Annotated in this window: 24 protein-coding genes and 1 pseudogene; 13 read left to right on the top strand and 12 right to left on the bottom strand. The window is 67.3% G+C overall.

What is annotated here, in order from left to right:
- Position 1 precedes the first annotated feature (1 nt).
- The 10 genes and pseudogenes from ACIO3S_RS06490 to ACIO3S_RS06445 all read right to left on the bottom strand — a co-directional run bounded on the left by ACIO3S_RS06490 (position 2) and on the right by ACIO3S_RS06445 (position 7,952).
- Positions 2–1,564 carry a DNA cytosine methyltransferase gene (locus ACIO3S_RS06490; protein WP_400460704.1) on the bottom strand — a complete coding sequence of 521 codons (1,563 nt, stop codon included), beginning with the start codon at positions 1,562–1,564 and terminating at the stop codon, positions 2–4.
- The gene (locus ACIO3S_RS06485; protein WP_400460702.1) at positions 1,564–2,556 is read right to left on the bottom strand and encodes a bifunctional DNA primase/polymerase; all 993 of its coding nucleotides are present in this window, start codon (positions 2,554–2,556) and stop codon (positions 1,564–1,566) included. The genes ACIO3S_RS06490 and ACIO3S_RS06485 overlap by 1 nt, the downstream gene beginning before the upstream one ends.
- Before the next feature lie 167 nt (positions 2,557–2,723).
- Positions 2,724–2,954 (bottom strand): annotated as a pseudogene (locus ACIO3S_RS06480) (WhiB family transcriptional regulator); the annotation flags it as partial.
- The gene (locus ACIO3S_RS06475) at positions 2,941–3,987 is read right to left on the bottom strand and encodes a helix-turn-helix domain-containing protein (RefSeq protein WP_400460700.1); all 1,047 of its coding nucleotides are present in this window, start codon (positions 3,985–3,987) and stop codon (positions 2,941–2,943) included. The pseudogene ACIO3S_RS06480 and the gene ACIO3S_RS06475, both read right to left, overlap by 14 nt.
- Before the next feature lie 92 nt (positions 3,988–4,079).
- On the bottom strand, positions 4,080–4,382 hold the full coding sequence (locus ACIO3S_RS06470) for a hypothetical protein (protein WP_400460698.1): 303 nt from the start codon (positions 4,380–4,382) through the stop codon (positions 4,080–4,082).
- Positions 4,383–4,547: 165 nt separating this feature from the next.
- Positions 4,548–6,761, bottom strand: coding sequence for a hypothetical protein (locus ACIO3S_RS06465; RefSeq protein WP_400460696.1), 2,214 nt, complete (start codon positions 6,759–6,761; stop codon positions 4,548–4,550).
- A gap of 27 nt (positions 6,762–6,788) precedes the next feature.
- Complete coding sequence (locus tag ACIO3S_RS06460) at positions 6,789–6,992, bottom strand: hypothetical protein (protein WP_400460694.1); 204 nt, start codon at positions 6,990–6,992, stop codon at positions 6,789–6,791.
- An 83-nt stretch (positions 6,993–7,075) separates the two neighbouring features.
- Positions 7,076–7,438: a hypothetical protein gene (locus tag ACIO3S_RS06455; RefSeq protein ID WP_400460692.1), complete on the bottom strand. Its 363-nt coding sequence runs from the start codon at positions 7,436–7,438 to the stop codon at positions 7,076–7,078.
- The gene (locus tag ACIO3S_RS06450; RefSeq protein WP_355018061.1) at positions 7,435–7,647 is read right to left on the bottom strand and encodes a hypothetical protein; all 213 of its coding nucleotides are present in this window, start codon (positions 7,645–7,647) and stop codon (positions 7,435–7,437) included. Before ACIO3S_RS06450 ends, ACIO3S_RS06455 begins: the two co-directional genes overlap by 4 nt.
- A 20-nt stretch (positions 7,648–7,667) precedes the next feature.
- Entirely contained in the window at positions 7,668–7,952 is a 285-nt protein-coding gene (locus tag ACIO3S_RS06445) for a DUF6284 family protein (RefSeq protein WP_400460689.1), read from the bottom strand.
- A gap of 96 nt (positions 7,953–8,048) precedes the next feature.
- Between ACIO3S_RS06445 and ACIO3S_RS06440 the strand changes: the two genes are divergently transcribed.
- The 3 genes from ACIO3S_RS06440 (at position 8,049) to ACIO3S_RS06430 (ending at position 10,045) form a co-directional block, all read left to right on the top strand.
- Positions 8,049–8,816, top strand: coding sequence for a GntR family transcriptional regulator (locus ACIO3S_RS06440; protein WP_400460687.1), 768 nt, complete (start codon positions 8,049–8,051; stop codon positions 8,814–8,816).
- Positions 8,813–9,640: a protein phosphatase 2C domain-containing protein gene (locus ACIO3S_RS06435; RefSeq protein ID WP_400460685.1), complete on the top strand. Its 828-nt coding sequence runs from the start codon at positions 8,813–8,815 to the stop codon at positions 9,638–9,640. Before ACIO3S_RS06440 ends, ACIO3S_RS06435 begins: the two co-directional genes overlap by 4 nt.
- Before the next feature lie 204 nt (positions 9,641–9,844).
- Entirely contained in the window at positions 9,845–10,045 is a 201-nt protein-coding gene (locus ACIO3S_RS06430; RefSeq protein ID WP_400460683.1) for a hypothetical protein, read from the top strand.
- Positions 10,046–10,052: 7 nt separating this feature from the next.
- Here ACIO3S_RS06430 and ACIO3S_RS06425 read toward each other — a convergent pair whose 3' ends face one another.
- A complete protein-coding gene (locus tag ACIO3S_RS06425; RefSeq protein WP_400460681.1) occupies positions 10,053–10,688 on the bottom strand; it encodes a DUF6338 family protein in 636 nt (211 codons plus the stop codon).
- Positions 10,689–10,694: 6 nt separating this feature from the next.
- Positions 10,695–10,883: a hypothetical protein gene (locus tag ACIO3S_RS06420; RefSeq protein ID WP_400460679.1), complete on the bottom strand. Its 189-nt coding sequence runs from the start codon at positions 10,881–10,883 to the stop codon at positions 10,695–10,697.
- 131 nt (positions 10,884–11,014) lie between these two features.
- Between ACIO3S_RS06420 and ACIO3S_RS06415 the strand changes: the two genes are divergently transcribed.
- The 10 genes from ACIO3S_RS06415 to ACIO3S_RS06370 all read left to right on the top strand — a co-directional run bounded on the left by ACIO3S_RS06415 (position 11,015) and on the right by ACIO3S_RS06370 (position 20,731).
- The gene (locus ACIO3S_RS06415) at positions 11,015–11,284 is read left to right on the top strand and encodes a hypothetical protein (protein ID WP_400460677.1); all 270 of its coding nucleotides are present in this window, start codon (positions 11,015–11,017) and stop codon (positions 11,282–11,284) included.
- Between the two features lie 17 nt (positions 11,285–11,301).
- Entirely contained in the window at positions 11,302–11,529 is a 228-nt protein-coding gene (locus ACIO3S_RS06410; protein ID WP_400460675.1) for a hypothetical protein, read from the top strand.
- A gap of 223 nt (positions 11,530–11,752) precedes the next feature.
- On the top strand, positions 11,753–13,177 hold the full coding sequence (locus ACIO3S_RS06405; RefSeq protein ID WP_400460673.1) for a hypothetical protein: 1,425 nt from the start codon (positions 11,753–11,755) through the stop codon (positions 13,175–13,177).
- Positions 13,178–13,399: 222 nt separating this feature from the next.
- Complete coding sequence (locus tag ACIO3S_RS06400) at positions 13,400–14,035, top strand: hypothetical protein (protein WP_400460671.1); 636 nt, start codon at positions 13,400–13,402, stop codon at positions 14,033–14,035.
- On the top strand, positions 14,028–14,339 hold the full coding sequence (locus ACIO3S_RS06395; protein ID WP_400460669.1) for a hypothetical protein: 312 nt from the start codon (positions 14,028–14,030) through the stop codon (positions 14,337–14,339). Before ACIO3S_RS06400 ends, ACIO3S_RS06395 begins: the two co-directional genes overlap by 8 nt.
- Before the next feature lie 248 nt (positions 14,340–14,587).
- Positions 14,588–15,124, top strand: a complete 537-nt coding sequence (locus tag ACIO3S_RS06390) for a DUF6932 family protein (RefSeq protein ID WP_400460667.1) — start codon at positions 14,588–14,590, stop codon at positions 15,122–15,124.
- Positions 15,111–16,079, top strand: coding sequence for a hypothetical protein (locus ACIO3S_RS06385; RefSeq protein ID WP_400460665.1), 969 nt, complete (start codon positions 15,111–15,113; stop codon positions 16,077–16,079). The genes ACIO3S_RS06390 and ACIO3S_RS06385 overlap by 14 nt, the downstream gene beginning before the upstream one ends.
- Positions 16,072–16,551, top strand: coding sequence for a hypothetical protein (locus ACIO3S_RS06380; protein WP_400460663.1), 480 nt, complete (start codon positions 16,072–16,074; stop codon positions 16,549–16,551). Before ACIO3S_RS06385 ends, ACIO3S_RS06380 begins: the two co-directional genes overlap by 8 nt.
- A 665-nt stretch (positions 16,552–17,216) precedes the next feature.
- Positions 17,217–18,986, top strand: a complete 1,770-nt coding sequence (locus ACIO3S_RS06375; RefSeq protein ID WP_400460661.1) for an ABC transporter ATP-binding protein — start codon at positions 17,217–17,219, stop codon at positions 18,984–18,986.
- Positions 18,983–20,731 carry an ABC transporter ATP-binding protein gene (locus tag ACIO3S_RS06370; protein WP_400460659.1) on the top strand — a complete coding sequence of 583 codons (1,749 nt, stop codon included), beginning with the start codon at positions 18,983–18,985 and terminating at the stop codon, positions 20,729–20,731. The genes ACIO3S_RS06375 and ACIO3S_RS06370 overlap by 4 nt, the downstream gene beginning before the upstream one ends.

Below are 20,731 nucleotides of genomic sequence, written 5' to 3'. Positions count from 1 at the left end.
TTCAGGCGGCGTTCTGGTGGGTACGGCGGGTGGAGCCCCATCCGAGGGCGTCACCGGCCCGGCGGCCGAGCCAGGCGGCGACGTTGACGGCGACGGCGTTGCCGGCCTGCATCTGCTGTTCGCCCTGGTTGCCGGTGATCACGTAGGTGCGAGCGAACCGCTGGGCCCAGGCAGCCTCGTGGGGCTTGAGCATCCGGAAGTAGCAGTCCTCGACCTCGATCGCGGCCTGGAGCAGCGCGTGCTGTTCACGGGTGGCCAGCGTCGAGAGCGCATCCGCGGCGGCCGGGTACGGTTTGGCTCCCTTCCGATAGGGGATGACCAGGGACTTGTTGAGCTGGGCGGTCTGGGTGCGCAACGGCTCGGTGACGGGCTTGTTCATCGAGGGGTCGGCGGTGGCGTAGCCGCCGTGGTGCGCGGAGATGAACGCGCCCGGCGGGATGGTCAGGCCATGGTGGCGTCCACCGGCGGCCAACGTCGGGATAGGACCGCGGGTGACGGGGTGGTTGCGGCCGTGCTTGCGGCTCATCGTGACGAACGGCTCGCTCATCGCAATGCCGTTCTGGATCGCGGTGACCTGCGCCGGTGTCGGGGACTCCAGCAGCGGCCAGGCACGCAGGTAGGAGTTCTTCGCCCCGGAGGCGGCGTCCCAGGTGTTGCCGCCGGCACCGATCAGGACCGGGTCGGCAATCGTGGTGAGGCCGAGCTTGATGCGGGCCATTGTCTTGGGGCCGAGGTCGCGCAGCCCGCGGGCGGAGCGGTCGCCGATGCGGACGCCGAGGTCGCTCCAGTCGATCACCGAGGCCGCCGGGGCGACGTAGGGCTCGACTTGGCCGTGGTCGCCTTCGGGGCACACGTAGAGGTACTGCGGCCCGTACTTGCCCACCGGCATCCCGTTGATCCGCTTCGTCTTCGGCTTCCACCACTGCCGGGCCTCGACGTCGTGGCCGCACTTCTCACACCACGCCACCGGCCGGGGCTCCAGGTCGAGCAGGGGCACGTCCTTGCGGGTGATCCCGAAGTAGATCCGGTCACGCCACTGCGCAGCCGGGTCGTTGTCCTCCCCGCCCACGTGGGCAGCGGAGACGCACACGAGCTGGGCGTCGTAGCCGAGGCTGGTCCAGCCGTGTAGCCAGGTGGTGATCAGGTGCCAGTCGGCGGCCTCGACCACGTTCTCGACCAGGACGACGGCGGGGTTGTGGACCTCGGCGTAGCGCAGCACCTCCCAGAACGTCACCCGGGTGCGTTCGAACGCCTCGGCCGGGACGTGGCCGTGTTCCTCCCACAGGCCGGGCTGGTCGTGGTCGCGGGGCTTCTTGCGGCCGCCGGCCTGGGACAGCTCGGTGCAGATCGGGCTGGCCCACAGCAGGTCGGCCTTGGGCAGGTAGCGGACGTCGACCTGTTGGATGTCGGCGCACAGGTGCTCGGTGTCGGGATGGTTGGCGGAGTGGGTCTCGATCGCCTGGGACCAGTGGTTGGCGGCGACCTTGATCTCGAACCCTGCCTCGACGAGCCCCGAGGAGGAGCCGCCCATGCCGCAGAAGTAGTCAACAGCGCTCAGGGTCATCAGGCGGCCTTCCTCGAGTTGGTGTTGGGGGTGCGGGGGTTGGCGGCTCCGGCGTGGAATCCGGAGCGGATCGTGTTGTCGATCTCGCGGGGGTGGCAATCGCAGCCGGGGCCGATGAGGGAGTGCGCGGCGGTGGTGAGGGCGTCGTAGGCGGTGTGCTCGTCGAGCACGCCCCCGGCGATGAGCTGACCGAGCGACTTGGCGGAGACGAACAGGCGCGCGTTGTGCTGCTTGGCCGGGGCGCTGGCGACGTTGGCGGCCTCCTGGGTGACCGCGCTCTTGACGTAGGCGGGCAGCCGGTCGGTCGAGGCCGGGATCCGCGTCGGCCCCGATGGGGTGGGCCGGTGTCGGCGTTCGACGAGGTCGAGCAGGAACATCGGCAGCGGGGCCGGAGGCCGGTCCTCGACGACCGCGTAGCAGCTCGCGCCGGTGCTGGTCGCGATGATCGTCGGCGGGGCGACGACGTAACCACCCTGGGCGCGGGTGTCGACCAGCCAACCGATCGTCCCGGCGGTGTTCCCGAACCGGACACCCTCGGGCACGGTGTAGTAGAGATGGGTGCCGCCCGAGGGCGTCCGCACCGTGAAGGTCGGTGTGATGGTGCCGCCGCGGGCTCCGGCGATGTGGTCGAGGACCTCGACCCCGGTGGTGATCCCGAACCGGTTCCACGGCTCCGGGATCTCTGTGTCCGGTTTGGCGGTGTCCAAGTCGACCACGACCAGGCCGGAGGGACCAGTGGCGATCCCGAGACCGTAGGTCGGCGCGTCGTCGGCCCAGGCGCGCCGGATCCGGGTCTCGTCGGTGGTCGCGCGGGCGTCCCAGCCAGTGTGGCCGCCTCGGCAACGTGGGTCGGTGCCGGTGCAGTCAGCGGCCCGGTGGTCGGGACGTGCGGGGCGCTTGGTGTTCGGCAGGAGCGGGAACACGTGCCAGCCACGGGCAGCGGCGGCCAAGGCGCCGGCGAGCATTGGGCGGGTCTGGGGCGCGGCGTACATCAGGCGGCCTTCCTCTCGTGGCGGGTGCGACGGGCCGCGGAGGCGGCCTTGGTGGCGCGGCGGGCCTTCTGTCGGCACAGGTCGCCGCAGTAGATGGCGTGCGGTGTCGCCCGCGTGAACTCCTTGTCGCACCCCGGGCAGATGCGGCGGGCCGGCGCCGGGGTACGGGCGGCGCGCTTGAGGTTGGTGCGTTCGCGCTCGGTCAGGCCGCCCCACACCCCCATGACGGTGCCGAGGGAGAGCGCCAGTGCGAGGCAGTCGGGCCGGACCTCGCAGGCGGCGCAGACCTTCTTGGCGGCCTTGGGGCTGCCGCCGGCTTCGGGGAAGAAGATTTCGGGGTCGGTCTGCGGGCACAGTGCGCCGGGCAGTTCGCCGGGGGTGGTGTCAGGCGACGTCATCGCGATTCGCCTCCTTGGTCCAGCGGTAGACGGTCCGCTCGGTGACCCCGAGCAGCACGGCGACCTCGGGCACGCTCATGACGCGGCGCAGCTCGACGGCGGCACAGGAGGGGTGCACGTGGTTGCCGTCGTCTTCGCCCAGGTCGGTGACGCAGATGGCGCACAGCCCGGTGTCGGCGTCGTCCTCTGCGGACTCGAGGGTGTCGATGCTGTGGGTGTCAGGGATGACGGTCAGGGCCGGTGCGGTATTGACATCGGGGGTGACATCCGGGGTGGCGGCGAGGTCCTGGGCGGTGATCGCGTGGGGCTGGTTGTCAGGGCCGGTGTCACCCCCGATGTCAGGCTGGTTGTCAGGGTCGCTGGCGCACTGGCGACCGAGCAGCTCGCGGTAGGCGACCGCGCCGGCGGCGTGCTTCTCGGCGGAGGTGGTGAGGCGTTTGGCGGCCTTGTTCTCGGCGCGCTCGACGGTGACCTTGATCTCGGCCAGGGCGTGTGTGCGGGCGGCGAGGCGGGCGGACTCGCGGTAGCCGGTGATGGTCTCCATGTGGGCCGCGTGGCGGGCCTCGATGACGGCCAGGGCGCGCTGGTCGCGGATCTCGGCGGTACGTTCCCGGATGACCGCGGCCGTCTCGGGAGAGACGGTCACCTGGTCACGGATCCCGTCGGCGACCAGCAGCAGCGCGGCCAGGGCGGGGATCGCCGACCAGGGGCCCATGTGCCCGACCGCGGCCAGCAGGATCGTGGAGACGGCCACGGCGACCGCGGTGGCGGCTCCGAAGCCGTAGGCGGCGGTCCGCTGGCCGGTTTTGTAGGCCTGGATCGTGGTGTGGCCCAGTGCGGCCCACACGACATCGGCGGCCAAGGCGACGGCCACGCCGATGGCAGGCGCGGCGCTCCCGGCTGCGGGGATCAGCGCGGAGACCTGGGGAGCGATCGTCGCGGCGACCTGGACGAACCCGACGGCGGTCATGCCATAGCCGACGACAGCAAGGCCGGAGGGACGGTCAGAGCGGGGTTTGGTGGCGGTGCTCATGGTGGTGTTTCTCCTGTTCAAAGGCTGTTTTTGGCATGGGGAGGGTAGGGACCGGGCCCTGCAGCGGCCCGAGGGGCGAGATCGGGCGAGGGTTACCAGCCGGGCTTGTTGGGCTTGGTGTTTCGACTCGGAAGGACGGTGGTGGTGGCCTCGGCGTGGACGCGGCGGGCGAAGTGGTAGATCACGCGTCCGGTGCGGAGGTGGGATCCGACGCCCTTGCAGCGGCGGCAGGGCCGGAGCTTGGTGCGTCCCAACGTGCTGGGCTTGGTGCGGTGGCCGGTGCCCTCGCAGCGGCGGCAGCGGGTGAACGGGTTCGTGGAGTAGATCGCGGCGTAGATCCCGGTGCCGGCCAGGGCGAGCAGGACGGCGGCGGTAGCGAGCGTGAGCGGTGTCATCGGTTCTGTCTCCTGGAGGGTCTCGCGCGGGTGCGGCTCGTGGTCGCTACTCGCTACTTTCGAACATGTGTGCTGGTCAGGGCGGGGTTTGGTGGTAGCGGGGTGGGTAGCGGGGCCGCTACCCGTAGCGGGGGCGTTACCTCCCGCGCTACCTCGGCTCGAGGCCTAGTTCTCACCTCCGTCAGTGCCGTGAGCGGGGTCGGTCTCGGCTTGGTCGGTCTGGGTGGCCTCGTCGCGGGTGGTGCGGAGCTGGACCAGGTCGGTGCGGCGGTAGCCGCGGCGGACCTCGCCGGTGATCTTGACGTTGACCGAGGCGAGTCCGGCGGTGCGTGCCATGTCCGAGAGCGCCGCCGCGGTGAGGTGCGGGTAGGCCTCGGGCCAGGTGTCAGCCAGTGCCTCGGCGGCGGTGTCCCAGTGCTGGCCGTTGGAGGCAGCGACCTCGGTGAGGTCGGCGAGCAGATCACGGGCCGGTGCGGTCTCGATCGGAGCACCCACGACCTTCCCGCCACGTAGCGAGGCAGAGCGGGCGACCATCCCGGCCCAGGTCTCCTCGTCAGGGAACTGCGAGCGAACCGCCACGGGTGCGGCGCCGCCGGTCATGCAGCCCCAGCCGGCGTCGAACACGGGCCGGTAGACGGTGCCAGTCAGGCCACGCTTGTAGGCGCCGGTGCCGAGGATCATGTCGTTCTCGACCTGACCCGCCACGCTGAGGCACCAGCGGTTGGTGACACAGCGGGTGATGCCCGGGGGCAGGCTGGACTTGTCCGGGATCTGGGTCGCCAGGATCACCGAGACACCCAGGGCACGCAGGCGTTTGATGGCGCGCTCGATGTTCCCGGCCGCATCGGCGGAGTAGAGGAACAGCTCGTGGGCCTCGTCGATCAGGACGCAGACCGGGTGGAGTCCGGAGCCGGGCTTGGCGGCGAGCTCGGGGGTGACCTTGCCCTGCGGGGCCTCGCCGCGCTTACGGGCGGCCAGGATCCGGCGGCCGCGCTTCTCGGCCTCCTCGACCAGCCAACGACCCAGCGCGACACCTTGGTCGAGGGCTTCGTCGTCGACGCCGCACACGTAGGTGGAGCAGAGGTCTTCGAGGTCGAGGAAGTCGCCGGTGCCCTTGAACTCGCAGATCTTCAGCTCGCAGGTCGGGTCGAGCATCGCGATCCCGACCAGCGCACGCGCGGCATAGGACTTACCCGAACCGGGCTGGCCACCGAGCAGGTAGGAGCGCTGGAACATGGTCGTCTCGACCGGGCGTCCGCGCTCGTCGGTGCCGAACTCGGCAGACTCGAAGAACGAGGTCGACACGGCATCGCCAGCCAGGGACCACAGCGGCTGCCCGGTCTTCGACGCCGGGTGGTAGCCGACCCACAGGTCGAGCTGGCCGGGGTGGTCGGGACCGGCGGCGGGCCAGACCTGGTCGACGGGGAGCCGCAACGCAGCCGCGAGCGCGTCACGCTTCTCGAGGACCTTCACAGCGGTGACACCCTCTGGAAGGTTCACGCGGGCCAACCAGCCGGGGCCGTCGCGGTGGATGCCGGGGTGACAGAACTCGACCTGCTCCGGGGCAGTGATGCCGCGTACGGCGAGGGCGACCAGGGCGTTGCGGACCAGGTCGCCGGTCAGCTTGGTGAACTTCCGCCCAGAGGCGACACGGCCCAGGATCGGCTTGTCGGCCGGGCGACCCAGGCGGGCGAACAGCAGCATCAGGCCGACCAGGACTCCAGCGAGGACGGGACCGGCCAGCAGACCGGTGGTGAGCAGGATCGTGACCAGGATCAGCAGCGCCCCAGTGGCGATGCTGAGTGCCCACATCCGGCCACGTGCCTCCCGGGCACGGACCTTGTTGAGGGCCTGCCAGGTGTAGGCATCGTTCGAGGCCGCAGCCTGCTGCCGCAGCTCGTAGTTGCCCTCCTCGGCACGCACCCACCGGGTGACCTTGCCGGTCACCCGACCCACGCCGACCAGCGAGTAGCCGAGCGTCTTGGTCGCGTACAGCGGGGTGCGTACGGCGTGGAAGGCGGTGTAGTAGCGGGCGGTCGAGACGGCCTGAACTGCGGCAGCCTTGCGGGCCTCGGCAGAGCGCAGCCACGGCGGAATCACCGGGGCACGATCACCTGTCGCCCGGTCGGGGGCGGCCCAGGTCAGCGACGACGGCAGGTCGTCAGGTTCGCCGGACTCGCTGGTTTCGTCCTCGTCGGCCGCGTGGGTGCGGTCGAGGTGGTCGACCACGGCGACGACGGTCCCGTCGACCACGTCGACACGCTCGGCGTCGGTGCCCCGGTCGAACGGGATCACCTCACCGAACTCGCCGGTGCCATCGGCACGGTCGGCCAGGTCAGCGGCGTCGAGGCCGATCGTGTTGCTCTGGTACTCAGTCACTTGCTCGGTTCCTTCCTAGGTCCCGTGTCATCTGGTCTGGTTCAGCAGGTGGGTCGCCCGGTGGTGGACGACCGCGAGGAGCCGGTGTTTCGGCATCGACGGCTCGATCTGCTCGGCATCCAGCAGCGCCACCACCGCCGCCAGCCCTTGAGTCATCTGTCCCAGTCGGTCGTGCAGCAGGTAGAGCTCGCGGCGGTATTGCTCGCACGCCTGGCACCGGTCATCACTCACTCATCGGCCCCCACCTCCGACGTTCTTCGAAACGACGTCGGAGAGCAGCCAGACGATGATCAGGACCGCGATTGCCGTACCCATCAGGCCACCGCCTCGGACCAGACCCGCTGGGTCGTAGTGATCTCGACCCACACATCGACCTCGGAGGAGGCGGCGACCTCCCAGCCAGCCCAGGTGTGGCGGACCAGCAGCCCGAGGCCGTCCTCGGTGTCGGCGGTCATGTGCTCCGACAGGTGCAGGAACTCAGCGAGCTTGGCCGCGGCCTCGTAGCCGGCTGGGCGGATCGACAGCCGCACCATCGGCCGCCGACCAGCGTTACCGATCGTCTTGGCGGCCGCCAGGCGCGGTTCGGCGTCGACCGAGAACCCGTGCATTTCGACGTTCGGGAGCCCTTCGAGGAGGGTGGCGACCCAGGTCAGATCCCAGGACTTGGCGGCGCTCATCGCGCACCGCCAACAGCGCCGGTGATCGTCTGAATCGCAGAGGCCGACGCGGTCTCCAAACCAGACAGGATCGGGCCACCGATCGACGTCGAGGCCAGCGATAGGCCCAGCAGCATGCCCAGGAGGACAACGCCCGGGGTTGCCGGTCCCCACTTGACCGCGACGAACGCCACGATCGCGAAGATGATGAACAAAGGTGCGGTAACCATTGACTGGTTCCTTCCGAGAATCAGGCAGCCTCGGCCGTAGCGGCCGGGCCCAGGTTGGTGATCATGTAGACGGGCGCGGGCTTGATCGCCGCGTCGTGGTTGGCCTGCTGAACCAGCAGGAGCAGGAGCGAGCTCACGGCCCGGCGGTGGGCCCGCTTGGCGAGCGCGTCGGCCGGGTCAGCAAGAAGGCGGCACTCGGCATCGACCAGGTCGACCTCAGCGGCGATCTGCGGCCATTCGGCTTCGATCGCGGCAAGGTCGCCTCGGGTTGGCCCCTCGGCAACAGGTCCGTTCAAACGGTTCACGTGTCCTCCTCGTTGGCACCTATCTAGTTAGGTGGATAGGTGGACCGTAGCACGGTCGTTGCCCACCTGACTAGATATGTGTGAGAAAGTTTCGGAGTGGCCATTGATCAGTCAGACCCGAAGTCACCCGCGCAGCAGATCGCGGACCAGCTGCGCGCGGTGATCCGTTCCGGCGACCTCGCTCCCGGCGACCGTGTGCCGTCGACGTCGCAGCTCATGGAGACGTACGGCGTCGCGTACCAGACCGCGAGGAACGCGATCGACGCCCTGAAAGGAGAGGGGCTCGTGGAAACCCGCAAGGGTGCTGGCGCGTTCGTGCGGCGGCTTCCGCCGATGATCCGTCTCGGGTCAGATCGCTACTCCCGCGCGGTCCGTGACGGCGGCAAGGCTCCCTTCCAAGCTGAGGCGGAAACCGCTGGCCTCACCTGGAGTCAGGAGATCCTCGCGCTCGAAACCGTGCCCGCGCCCGCCTGGGTTGCCGAGTGGTTCGACATCCCCGCCGGCACCGAAGTCTTCGCACGGCGGCGTCGGACGTTGCTGGAGGGGGTACCCACCCAACTCGGGGACAGTTACTACCGCCTGGAGGTGGTCGAGGGCACCGCAATCATGCAGGAAGACACCGGCCCGGGAGGGGGATACGCGCGCCTAGAGGAGGTCGGCCACAAGTTGACGAAGTTCCGTGAGGAACTCGCCTCGCGGCAGCCGACGCCGGAGGAGGTAAGTGCGCTCCGCCTGTCGAGGGGCACAACAGTCGTGGAACTACACCGCATCGCCTTCACCGAGGCCGGACCTGTCGAGGTCTTCCGGTCCGTCCTGGCGGGAGACCGCCACACCTTCGCTTACGAATTCGAGGCACCAGCGTGACCAACACCAACACGAGTCCAGATGCATTCGGTCTAGACGCGCGGTCTTACTCAGAGGCGTCGCCTGACCACGCGATCAACGAAGACTTTGTCCTCGTCGGTCAGAACTTCGCAGTGGTCCTCGATGGCGCGTCACCTGTGAAGGGCCTCGACACCGGATGCATCCACGATGTGCCGTGGCTGGTCCGCACTCTCGCCGGGCAACTGCTCGCGCGGCTGACGACGTCCGCCGATCCCCTCGCCGACATCCTCGCTGACGCAATCGGCGGCGTGAACGCCACCCACGAGGGCACGTGCGACCTGTCCAACCCGAACAGCCCATCAAGCACCGTCGCGATACTTCGAAGGCGTCGACAGGAGATCGACTACCTCGTCCTGGCGGACTCTCCCATCGTGGTCCAGCGAAACGACGGCACGATCACCGCGATCACCGACGACAGGATTGACCACCTCCCCGACTACTCAGTCGCGGGAGTCAGCAAGCTGAGGAACTCCCCTGACGGATTCTGGGTTGCCAGCACGCGGCCGGAGGCTGGAGGCATGGCCGTCACGGGCACGCTCAGCCTGAACGGCGACGGCCCGGCTGAGGAGATCCGCGCCGCAGCTCTCCTCAGCGACGGGGCAGCCACCCTCGTAGAGCGCCACGCCGGCGAATGGGCCGAGACGATGCGCCTCCTCGAGCAAGGACCTCGGGTCCTGATCGGGCACGTTCGGTCCGCCGACGAGACGAGCACCGGGCAGTTTCGCGGAAAGCGCCACGATGACGCGACAGCCGTTCTGTGTACGTTCCCGACCAGCGCTAACCGCGCCGCCGAGGCCGTCTAAGCACCTGGCGACCGGCGGACCGCGGGTCGTACACTGGGGCACCTAAGGGGTCGATCCACCAGCTTGGAGGCGACCCCTTTGCCATACCCGCAGCAGCCGCCCCGCCGAGAGCGCGAGTACCCGCCGACGCCTTACGCCCCGCGCTCGGAAGCGACTCGGGCTTACCGCAAATCCTACGATCTCGGCGTACGGCACTTCGGCACGATGAGCTGGGACATCGTCTCCCGCTACGAGGCTGGCCTACGTCCCGGTTCGCCGGACCAGCGGGGCTACCGCGACGGGGTAATTGCGGCTTGGCGACGCCTGCAGAAGCTAGAGGCCTTCGGCCGAGAGGTGGCCCGCCGCGACTACGCAGAGAGCCGCGAGCAACTTCGCAAGGAGGCACAGCACGACCGACCGTACTGACCGCACCTCATTGGGGTTTCTTGGTAGTCGGTGCAGTCGGTGCAGTCGAGACGTCGTGAACGGCAACGGAGTGGATCTGCGTCTCGGAAATCACAAGCCGAGCACATGGCACTTCCGCGGGGTCCTCACCGTGTCGCACGAGATGGATGGGTTCCTTGAGGACGATGTCTCGGCCTGCGCCGTGGCTCTTGCCGTCGTAGGAGAAAAGGAGGCCTCGGACCGTCGTGCCGTCCGTGAGTCCGACGTCGAGGTGGATCGACTTGCTGACCGTGAACGCATCGTGCCACCCGGATTCTCCTGAGCGGACCGGATGAAGTTTGCGGTACCCCCATGCTCCGAGTAAGGCCACCGCGATGGAAACGGCGAGCGCGTCGAGTCCGAGCCAAATGCTTCGGCGCAGAAGTTCCGAATCGACCTTGTCGGCCGGCGTGCTGAGAAGGGCTACGACTGTCTTGTCCGCGATCAGAGCCGTGATTGCCAGGATAGGCCCGGAAATGAGCAGCCCAACCCCGACGAGAGTCAGGATCTCCTCGACTTGTGTCGGGCTGTGATTCGCTCGCCGGTGTCTGACGGTCAGGCTGAGCCATACATATCCGGGCACCAGCACGATCAGGACGAACAGCGCCGCCGACGACGCAGGCACGACCGCTTAGTCCTGAGACTCGGCCGAGCCCTCCACAGCAGCTGGGGCCTGCTCCGGCGGTCGTGTGACGAGTGACGCAACCGGGGGCGGCTGGAAGCCCTGAGGCTCCTTCGAGTCGACGATGTTCGAGCCCTTGGAGAACGTCTCGCGGTTCTCGGAGTCGTCGGTGAAGTGGACCATCTTGTCTTCAGTCATGTACCGATTCTGCCGCGAACATGTGTACGAACGCGCTAGCCACGCGGTCAACTGGACCGCCTCCCCGAACTTCGGTATCTGATCTGGCCTTCCAGCGGCTACAGCAGTCTTGGACACGCCACCCTGCAGACATGAGCGACGAGACCCCCACCGGAAACGACCCAGGCAAAGACCGGGAGAAGGTCTTGTCCAGCCTGCCCGACAAGTACCACGGCTCACCATGGGGGATGGTGGCTCTCGGACTGGTCTTGAGCGTGGTCGGAGGGTTCCTGATGATCGAGAGCCAGGGCGTGGGGTTCGTCTTCCTCATCCCCGGTGGAGTGCTGGTCCAGTTCGGGGTCATCGCGGCCGGTGTCGAGTACGGGCTGCGCCGCGTCGACCAGGAGCGCTTCTTCCAGTAAGGACCAGGGTCCGCACCATGCAAGGAACGATGTTTGAAGTCGGTGAGTTGGGGTATGAGGAAGGTATGAGACAGCCCAAGGTCGAGTACCCGATCGAGCTCCTTGATGATCCGAGCCTGCCCTTGCCCGAGCGGGTCGAGCGGATGATGGCTCGCGATGACTTGGACTGGGAGGCGCGGCAGGAGGCGTACGGGAACGTGGTGATTGCGCAGTTCGGGCACGCCGATGATGCCGACCCAAGGTAGGGCGGCATGGGTGGCTACAGCCAGCGTTGCTGTCGTTGAGGTCCTGGGGCGGTGCGTCTACGCAACGACCTACCCAACAGGCAACGCCTTGCGTCGTACGTGACCCAGTCAGAGGCAAAGGCGGCGCACATCCGCAAGGCGGACGCTGTGCCACCAACCAAGCGGCGGCGCGGGATTCCTCGTACTCACGCACCATCCCCTTCCCGTGAAGGACAATAGGGCGGTGAGGACACTCTTGCTTGACTGCCCCTTCGACCTGCCAGGGGCAGACGCGTTCACCTTCATGTCATATGTCTCGGTCTTCGACTATGACCTGGTGATGTGGGACCCAGGCGGGACTGCGAGAAAACTCGCGAGCAAGCCCTACCAGGCCCAGCATCGAGGAGGGCCCCAGCTGGACGCGGCGGATTCTGTTGCATTCATGGAAGCACTCGTACGGCGCCAGACCGAGTTTGGGGAGTTACTTGCCCTGGGCAAGACCCTGATCGTCTTCGCCACCCCTCCGAAGGTCTTTTGGGTCGAAACGGGAAAACGCGAGACGTCGGGCACGGGGCGAAACCAGAAGGTAACTAACTTTGTTGAAGACGTAGACCTGTTGATGGCCCTACCTGTGCCGTACAAAGCCATGGCGGGCACCGGTATCGAACTCGAGCTTGCAGCCGACGTCGCTGGCGGGTTGTGGCGTGCGACCAAGGGAGAATGGGTCTATCGGTGCACTCTCGAGACCTTTCCGGGCAAGGCGATCCTTCGCGTGGCCAACGTGGACAAGGTCGTGGGCAGCGTCGAGATCCGAGAGAACGGCGGTGTCTTCGCCCTCCTTCCCGAGCCATGGATCGAACCCGAGGTCGAGGACGAGGACGACACAAACGACGAAGATGACGAAGACGAGACGACTCAAGAGAACAGAGACGCGGCGGCCGAGACCGAGGATCCGCTCTTGGTTCCGAAAGCGATCTACGCATGGGCCGTCGGACTAAGCGTTGGTGAGGATGAACCATTCCCAGAATGGTGCATGAATCTCCTGCTCCATTCCGAAGCCGAACGACAGAACGAGCTCGTCCAGGTCGAGACCTCGATGGCAGAACTCGCCACAAAGCTAGAGGAGCTAAAGGCTGCCCAAGCAGGGGATGCTCAGTGGAAGCGTTTGATCGTCAGTCAGGGCGAGGCGCTCGAGAGACAGGTGCAGGCAGCGTTTGAATTGCTTGGCTTCGAGGTCTTGGACACCCAGCGCGGGAGAAGTGACCTGCGCCTGAACTATAACGGAAAGCGGGTGGTGGTTGAGGTCAAGGGACTTGGCAAGAGCGCCGGCGAGAAGCACGCCGCCCAACTCGAGAAGTGGGTCGCCGAAGAGCTTGCCGGTGACGTCGAGGCGAAGGGCATCCTCGTGGTGAACGCGTGGAAGGACATTCCTCTGAAGGACCGCAGCGCAGCCTTTCCTGACCAGATGCTCGAGTACGCCAAAGCTCGGGGGCATTGCCTACTCACCGGCCTTCAACTCCTCAACATGTGCGTCACGGTGCGCAACTCACCAGCTCAGGCTCAATCCATGGCGGACCAACTTCTCAGCACTGTCGGCCCAGTCGCTGAGCATGAGGATCCCTCGAAGATATTTGCTACGCCTGCCAGCATCCAGCCACTTGCCGACTAGTAGCACTCGGAGCCCATTGCCAACTAGGGCCACAGGACGAGCCACGCAGCCCCGGGGGGCTGCGGGAACACAAGCGACCACAAGAACCGATAGCCACCAAGGGACGTCCACGGCAACGCAGACGGGTCGACGAGAGAGCTCCGCGAGACGGTTTGCGCTCCCCAATTCAGAGGACGGCGAGCAAGCACCGCCACTTCAGTAGGCCCGTGTCAGATACGTTCCATGATCGTGGCCGAGCCCATTCGTTCAATCAACAAAGTTGCCGATGAGCCCATCTTTCTCGGGTGGCTCGGAACCTTTGTCTTCGGTGCGTACGTCCTCTTCAACTCCTACGTTCTTGAGAACCCAGGGCCCGAGGGCACACCGGGGTACACGATCGCACTCGTCGCAGTAATCATCCAGGGCCTTGGAGTCGCGCTCGTTACTGTGGGAATCGCTCTGTACGTAACCCACAAGCGCAAGGTGCAGCGCGTGGAATCCGAGCTGCTGGCGCATCTGCGCTTGACCCAGCGCGAGATTGACTTCATCTCGATCCCCGCCAGTGCGGTCGGCCCCCTCTTGGAATCGTCTTGGGCCCCGTTGATAAGTATTCAAGTTCTCGACGACGAGGACCCGGAACCACCCCGAGATTATCCGCGCGAAGGACACCTAATCGAGCGGAAGGTTCAGCAGCGGATTCGCTGGTGGGTCGCTGATATTCCCACGGAAGTCCTAACCGAGGTTGCATCTTGGCTACGCGACCAGGGCGAACTCCTTGCTAGCGCCCTCGTCTCCGCAGCGATCGCCGACCGAGAGCAACTAACAGTTCTCGAAAGACGTTTACGCGCCGTTCTGGGCAGGACGCCCCAGAATGTCTGAGCGCAAGAAAATCGCTCAACTTGAGGCGAAAGTCGCAGACCTGGAGAGGAATTCCGGCCGTAGATCCTGGATGACACCGATTCTTTCTGGAATCGGGGTGATCATGACCGGCGTAATTCTCAATGCGACCTCACCGGTCGTCGAGGATGCTGTAACCGACAAACCGAACCCCTGCCTAGTGCAGTACGAATCCGTTGCCAAGGCCATTCAGAACGGCGTCACGGACGCATCGAACCTGGACGCCCTTGCCGAACCGGGATGCTCGGTCGAACCACAAGATGTCGCGCGGGATATCCAGGAATAGAGTCGATCCTCCGACCCGAACTCATGCCACCAGACGCGGTGCCGGGACCATCAAGCCGCCACGAACTGCCCCGAAGCCAGGGGCGACTGGCGTGACAACTTTCTCTACTGACTCACGGCGCGCTCCGTGCGCTGGCGCATACCACATCTGAGGTACGTCGGGCACCGCCCTCACCAGATCGGCCGCAGCGCCCATTCGACACCGCTAGCGTCCGTCAGATCGATGCCTGACGAAAGGGACACCGCGAGATGGCAGCCCCCGCGCTGATCGACGGACACCTGCCGATGGGTCGCCACGTGTGCACTCTCGCAGAGGTGGAGCGAGCGTACGTCCCAGATGCTCCGACTGACCGACGCCGAGAGATCTGGACACAGTGGGTCGGGTTGACCGGGGCATTGCAGTCCGCCCTTGGAGAGGTGGCCGCCTGTTGGCTGTCCGGCAGCTTCTTCTCGAGCAAGCCTGTACCGGGCGACATCGACTGCCTCTATGTGGTCGACATCGCGCGCCTCGAAAAGTTGTCGGCCACGGAGGATCCTGCGGCCGCCGGCCTCGTCTACGATGCGGCAACCGGAGGCATCAAGAGAACTGGAGCGATGATCGACTCATACGTTCTGACATGGGTGCCGACGCCAGGGGTCGAGAGAGACAATCCGATTCAGGATCAGTACCACCGCAACCGTGGATACTGGGATGACCTGTGGTCCCGCGTACGAGACGTCGACCAACGCCTTGGGGCAATACCAAGGCGCGGCTACCTGGAGGTGCTCATCGATGGCTACCGATGAACGTTTCTCGGCCGCCTGGTTCTTGGGGCAATACACACAAATTGAGCGCCCCATACCGGGTCCCGGCGACTGGGGACGGCTGAGTCTTGACGCGTTCGTGGCAAACAGGATGCCCAGCGCTCGATCGTCGGTCTCTGAAGGCACCATCCGGATGTCAGGTCCTGAGGTGCTCGAAAACGCAGCCGATCTAGGTGCAGTGGGAGCAATCGCCAGTGCATGGCAGCGTGTTGTATCCGCTGCCGGGGCGGGGTTGGAGCGGATCAAGACAACGCGCGGAAACCTGCCTACTCACATCCTCCAACGGACCGCGCTGGCGTTGAACGCCTCGCCCCAACCTGGGTCGGTGGTCTTCAACATCATTCCTAAGACCTCCCCACTTCCGGAGGTCGAGCCCGACGGCAACACCCCGATGGTCAACGCCGAGCGCCCGCTCGCAGACCGCGCCTCGGAGCAGGTCATACGGCTACTTGGGCTCGCCGAGGTCGAGGATGTGGTTTTTCAGGATGAGCTCTCAGCTCAACTGCAGCAGTTGGGGCCACGCGTCGGAGGAGCCCTCAAGGGCCTGGCGCAGACACTCGATCGAACCAACATCACACTGGACGCGACTTGGGCCGAACCCATGATTCCTAGTCTGCGCGCCACGGTGAATCCGTCAACTGCGCGATGGCTGGCTCAGTTCGTTGACGGCCGAGGCCTCAACTCAGAAGCGGTGGAGATGACGGGTGTCCTCCGGACGATCAGCGATCGTGAGCGGTGGCTCGTTGAGGTCGGCGACGAGGACCTGCGCATGAACGCGAGCGAGTTGGATCCATCCGTCGCGTCAACCTGGAACGTCAAGGATGAAGTTCGGCTGACCGTTCGCGTGGCGGTAACGGAGCGACCCGATGGCCTTACCAAGCGGACGATGACGATCCTGCACGTCGCACCAGCAAGCGAGTCCGAACCAGATGCCTGAGGCCATCTGGGCGTTGCTTGGTGTAGGCGTGGGCGCGGTGATTCCCGCGCTCACGACGCTGTACCAGGCTAGGAAGACCGCCGAACAGGCGGAGCAAGACAGGAACTCCGCCTCCCTTCACGCCGCACACGATCGGCAGGACGCTCGTGACAGCCGCCTGTTCGACCTTCGACGGGAGTCCTACGTGGAATTTCAGAGCGAGGTACGCCGCATGCTCGACTGGTTTTGGGCAGTCGAGAACATCCTCGGCGGATCCCCCGAACCGCGGATGGACGATATGGATCGGCTCATCGCGGCCGAAGCAAAGGTTCAACTCTTCGGAACTGAGGCGGCATCGACTGCGGCGCGGAAATCGATCGTTGCAATCAACACCTACGCCGCTAGGACCACCCACGAGGCGTTCGTGGCGGCCGAGGATGCAATTCGTACCTTCGGCCGTGCTGGACGTACGGACCTCGGGGCGCGGGATTGAGCCAGCATTCGGACAGAATCCGCCAGCAGACTGGCTCGGGCGGGCACACAAACGGGCACACAAACAACCACAAAGATCGATGTACATTCCCAAGCCTTCACGCATACCTGGGCCGCGCAATCCACATCCCCCGCACACCGGTTTTCTCTCAGCGGGTTGTAGGTTCAAGTCCTACATGGCGTACCAAACAAGGCTCCTGACCAGCGGTTTCGGTCGGGAGTTTCTTGCATTTCAGGCTCTCGACGCCCGACGCGTACGGAATGCGGTTCAGGATCATTCGCCTCGAAATTCGACCGCGACCCCGGAGCAGTCCGAGGCCACGGCACCGGCGGCACGCATCGTGGTGTCACTGCCTGCGACCGGCCCTGAACCTCACAGCCCTGAGAAAGCCACGGACGAAGTCACCCAGACGGCTCCGTCGGCACCTAGCACGGTAACCATCTGCAGGCCCACCAATGCGTCCGACCGGAAGAGCGCCCTGGGCCGGATCTCGACCCCTCCGGATCCTGGGCGTGGCGACTTCCTCCCGACGACCCGTCATGTCAAAATGAGAATGATTCCTGATTCTAGGCGCGGATGAGTTCGTGGAGCGCCGAGGTGGCCGTCGGCCAGCCTGATCAGGCTTCTCGGACCTCGACCTTTCCACTGGACAAGGACATGCCTTGATGGCCTCGCCACTGAGCGACATCCTCCGGCCCGTACGCGGCCGCCTTCTCGCCTGTATTGCTCTGACCGTGGTCTCCACGGTCGCCGGGCTGGTGCCGATGATCGGCATCGTCGAGCTGGCCCGGATCCTCTTACCGGCCACCGGCGGCGGCAGCGTCGACGCCGACCGCGCCTGGCTGGTCGTTCAGGTGAGCCTGGGCGCGCTCGGCGTACGGCTGGCGACGATCCTGACCGCCTCCTGGCTCTCCCACGCCGCGGACCTGGACCTCTCGGTGCTGCTGCGGCGGAGCCTGGTCGCCCGCCTCGGGAGGGTGCCGTTGGCCTGGTTCACCGAGCGCTCCTCGGGGCAGGTGAAGAAGGCGGTCCAGGACGACGTGGCCGCGCTGCACCACCTGGTCGCGCACTCGGCGATGGAGCTGACCGCCGCCATCACGCTCCCGCTCACCGTGGCGGCGTACCTGCTCTCGGTCGACGTCACGATGGCGCTGGTCACCTGCGTCCCGCTCGCCGCCGGCATCATCGGCCTGCGGATCTCGATGCGCGGCGCGGCCGAGCTCTACCAGACGTACGACCGCGGGCTGGCCGAGCTCGGCTCGGCGGCCGTGGAGCTGGTCAACGGGATCACGGTGGTCAAGACCTTCGGCCGGGAGGGCCGTACGCACCGCCGGTTCACCGAGGTCGCGGGCCGCTTCGGCGGGTTCAACCGCGACTGGATGCGGCACTCCGCGCTCGGGATGCTGGTGATGGAGCTCGCCCTGACCCCGGTGCTCGCCCTCGCGCTCGTCGCGGTCGTCGGCTCGCTGCTGGTGCGCGGCGGCGACCTCGCCGCGATCGACCTGGTCCCGTTCCTGGTGCTGGGACTGACGATGACGGCACCGGTGACCGTGGCCGGGTACGCCGGTCGCGAGCTGCGCGAGGCGACCGGTGCCGCGCGGCGGATCCAGGAGCTGTTGGACACCCCGGAGCTCCCGGCCCCGACGACCGTCGCGAGCCCGGAGGGCGGCCGCGTCGAACTGCGTGGGGTCGGCTTCGCCTACACGCCGGGCGGCAGGCTCGTGCTCGACGGGATCTCGCTCACCCTCGAACCCGGCACGGTGACCGCACTCGTCGGCCCGTCGGGGTCGGGCAAGTCGACCCTGGCGAGGCTCCTCCCCCGCTTCGCGGACCCCACTCTCGGGTCGATCACCCTCGGCGGCTGCGACCTGCGCAGCCTGACCAGCGAGCAGCTCTACGAACGGGTCTCGTTCGTCTTCCAGGAGACCTCCCTGCTGCGCACCAGCGTCCGCGACAACATCCGGCTGGCCCGCCCCGACGCCTCCGACCAGGACGTACGTCACGCCGCGGCCGCCGCGCAGATCCTGGACCGTCTCGACGCCCTGCCGCGCGGACTGGACTCGGTCGTCGGCGAGGACGCATTGCTCTCCGGAGGCGAGCGGCAGCGGGTCGCGATCGCCCGGGCGATCCTGGCCGACACCCCGGTCCTGGTCCTCGACGAGGCCACCGCGGCGGCCGACCCGGAGTCGGAGGCTCAGGTGCAGCAGGCGCTCTCCAGGCTGGTCGCCGGACGCACCCTGCTCGTCATCGCGCACCGGCTCTCCACGATCACCGGCGCCGACCGGATCGTCGTCCTCGACTCCGGCCTGGTCGCCGAGTCCGGCACCCATGCCGAGCTGCTCGCCGCCGACGGCCTCTACGCGCGCCTGTGGCAGGCCGACCAGCGTGCCCACCTGGAACCCGTCCACACCCAGACCGCCGAGGTGGCCCGATGATCTCCGTCGTACGCATGCTCAGCACCCTCCTCGACCACGACGGCCGTCGCCGGCTGCTGCGAGTGGTCGCCACCTTCGTCGCCACCGGGATCCTCCAGGGGCTCGCCTTCGCCGCGCTGGTGCCGCTGCTGGTCGCGCTCTTCGCTCAGGACTGGAACGGGGTGACCGTGTGGGCGGCCGTGCTCCTGGGGCTGCTGGTCGCCCACCACGTCCTGCTCGCCCTCGCCGACCTGGCCGGCTACGACCTGGCCTGCGACCTCCTCGACCGCACCCTGGCCCAGCTCGGAGAGCACGTCGCCCGGCTGCCGCTGGGGTGGTACGACGCTGACCGCACCGGGATGGTCGGCCGGATGGCGTCCAAGGGCGCGGCCGACATCTCCTCGATCCCCGGCCACCTGCTCCGGCCGATGACCTCGGCCGTGATCAGTCCGGTCACCGTGGTCGCCGCACTGCTGGTCATGGAGTGGCGGCTCGGGGTGGCGCTGCTGGCCGGCGTGGTCCTGGTCTTCGCCGCGACCCGCCTGCTGAGCGTGATCATCGGGCGTTCCGAGGCCGGCTACGACGCCGCGATGGCCAACGGCTCGGCGCGCGTGGTGGAGTTCGCGCTCAACCAGCAGGCCCTGCGGGTCTTCGGACGCACCGTCCATGGCAACGAGCTGGTCGAGGACGCCTTCGCCGCCCAGCGGGCGGCCAGCCGGCGGATGCTGGTGACCGGCTTCGGTGGTCGCGGGCTCCAGCTGCTCGCCGTCCAGGCGCTGCTCACCGTGGTGGTCGCCCTCTCGGTCCAGCTCGTCCTCGGCGGCACCCTCGCCGCCGCGACCGCGATCGGTCTGCTGGTGCTCAGCGTGCGGTTCGTGGAGTCGATGGTCGACCTCGGCGAGCTCTCCAGCGCCCTGCGGATCGCCCAGGGGTCGCTGCGCCGGGTCCTGGACCTGCTCGAGACCGCCCCGCTCCCCGAGCCCTCCGTCCCCGGCACCCCGCGTGACGGCGCGGTGGAGATGAACGACGTCTCCTTCTCCTACGACGGCTCCACCCCGGTGCTGGACGGGGTGTCCTTCACCGCTCCGGCCCGCTCACTCACCGCGATCGTCGGGCCCTCCGGATCCGGGAAGTCGACCCTGCTCCGGCTGGCCGCCCGGTTCCACGACGTCACCTCCGGGTCGGTGCGGGTCGGTGGTGTCGACGTACGCGATCTGGGGACCCAGGCGCTGATGGCCGAGGTGTCCATCGTCTTCCAGGACGTCTACCTCTTCGAGGGCACCCTGCGGGACAACGTCCTGCTCGCCGCTCCCGACGCCGACCCGGCCAGACTGGACGAGGCCGCGCGACTGGCCCGCGTCGACGACATCGTCGCCCGCCTTCCGCACGGCTGGGACACCCGCGTCGGCGAGGCCGGCTCCACGCTGTCCGGCGGCGAGCGCCAGCGGGTCGCGATCTGCCGTGCGCTCCTCAAGGACGCCTCCGTGGTCCTCCTCGACGAGGCCACCGCGGCTCTCGACGCCGAGAACGAGGCGGCGGTGCAGGAGGCGCTGACCGCCCTGGCCGCCGACCGCACCGTCATCGTCATCGCCCACCGGCTCCAGACCGTGACGGCCGCCGACCAGATCCTCGTCCTCGACGGCGGCCGGATCGCCGAGCGCGGCAGCCATGCCGACCTGCTCGCGGCCGGAGGTCGCTACCGGGACTTCTGGCAGCAGCGTACGTCTGCGGCGGGCTGGCAGCTGGTCGGCGAACCGATCAGGTGA

Origin of the sequence: Nocardioides sp. NPDC087217 (assembly GCF_044744805.1) — a bacterium.
In the GTDB taxonomy this organism is placed as follows: domain Bacteria; phylum Actinomycetota; class Actinomycetes; order Propionibacteriales; family Nocardioidaceae; genus Nocardioides.
The sequence above is the reverse complement of the archived record's forward strand: the minus strand, read 5'-3'. Positions and strand labels throughout refer to the sequence as shown.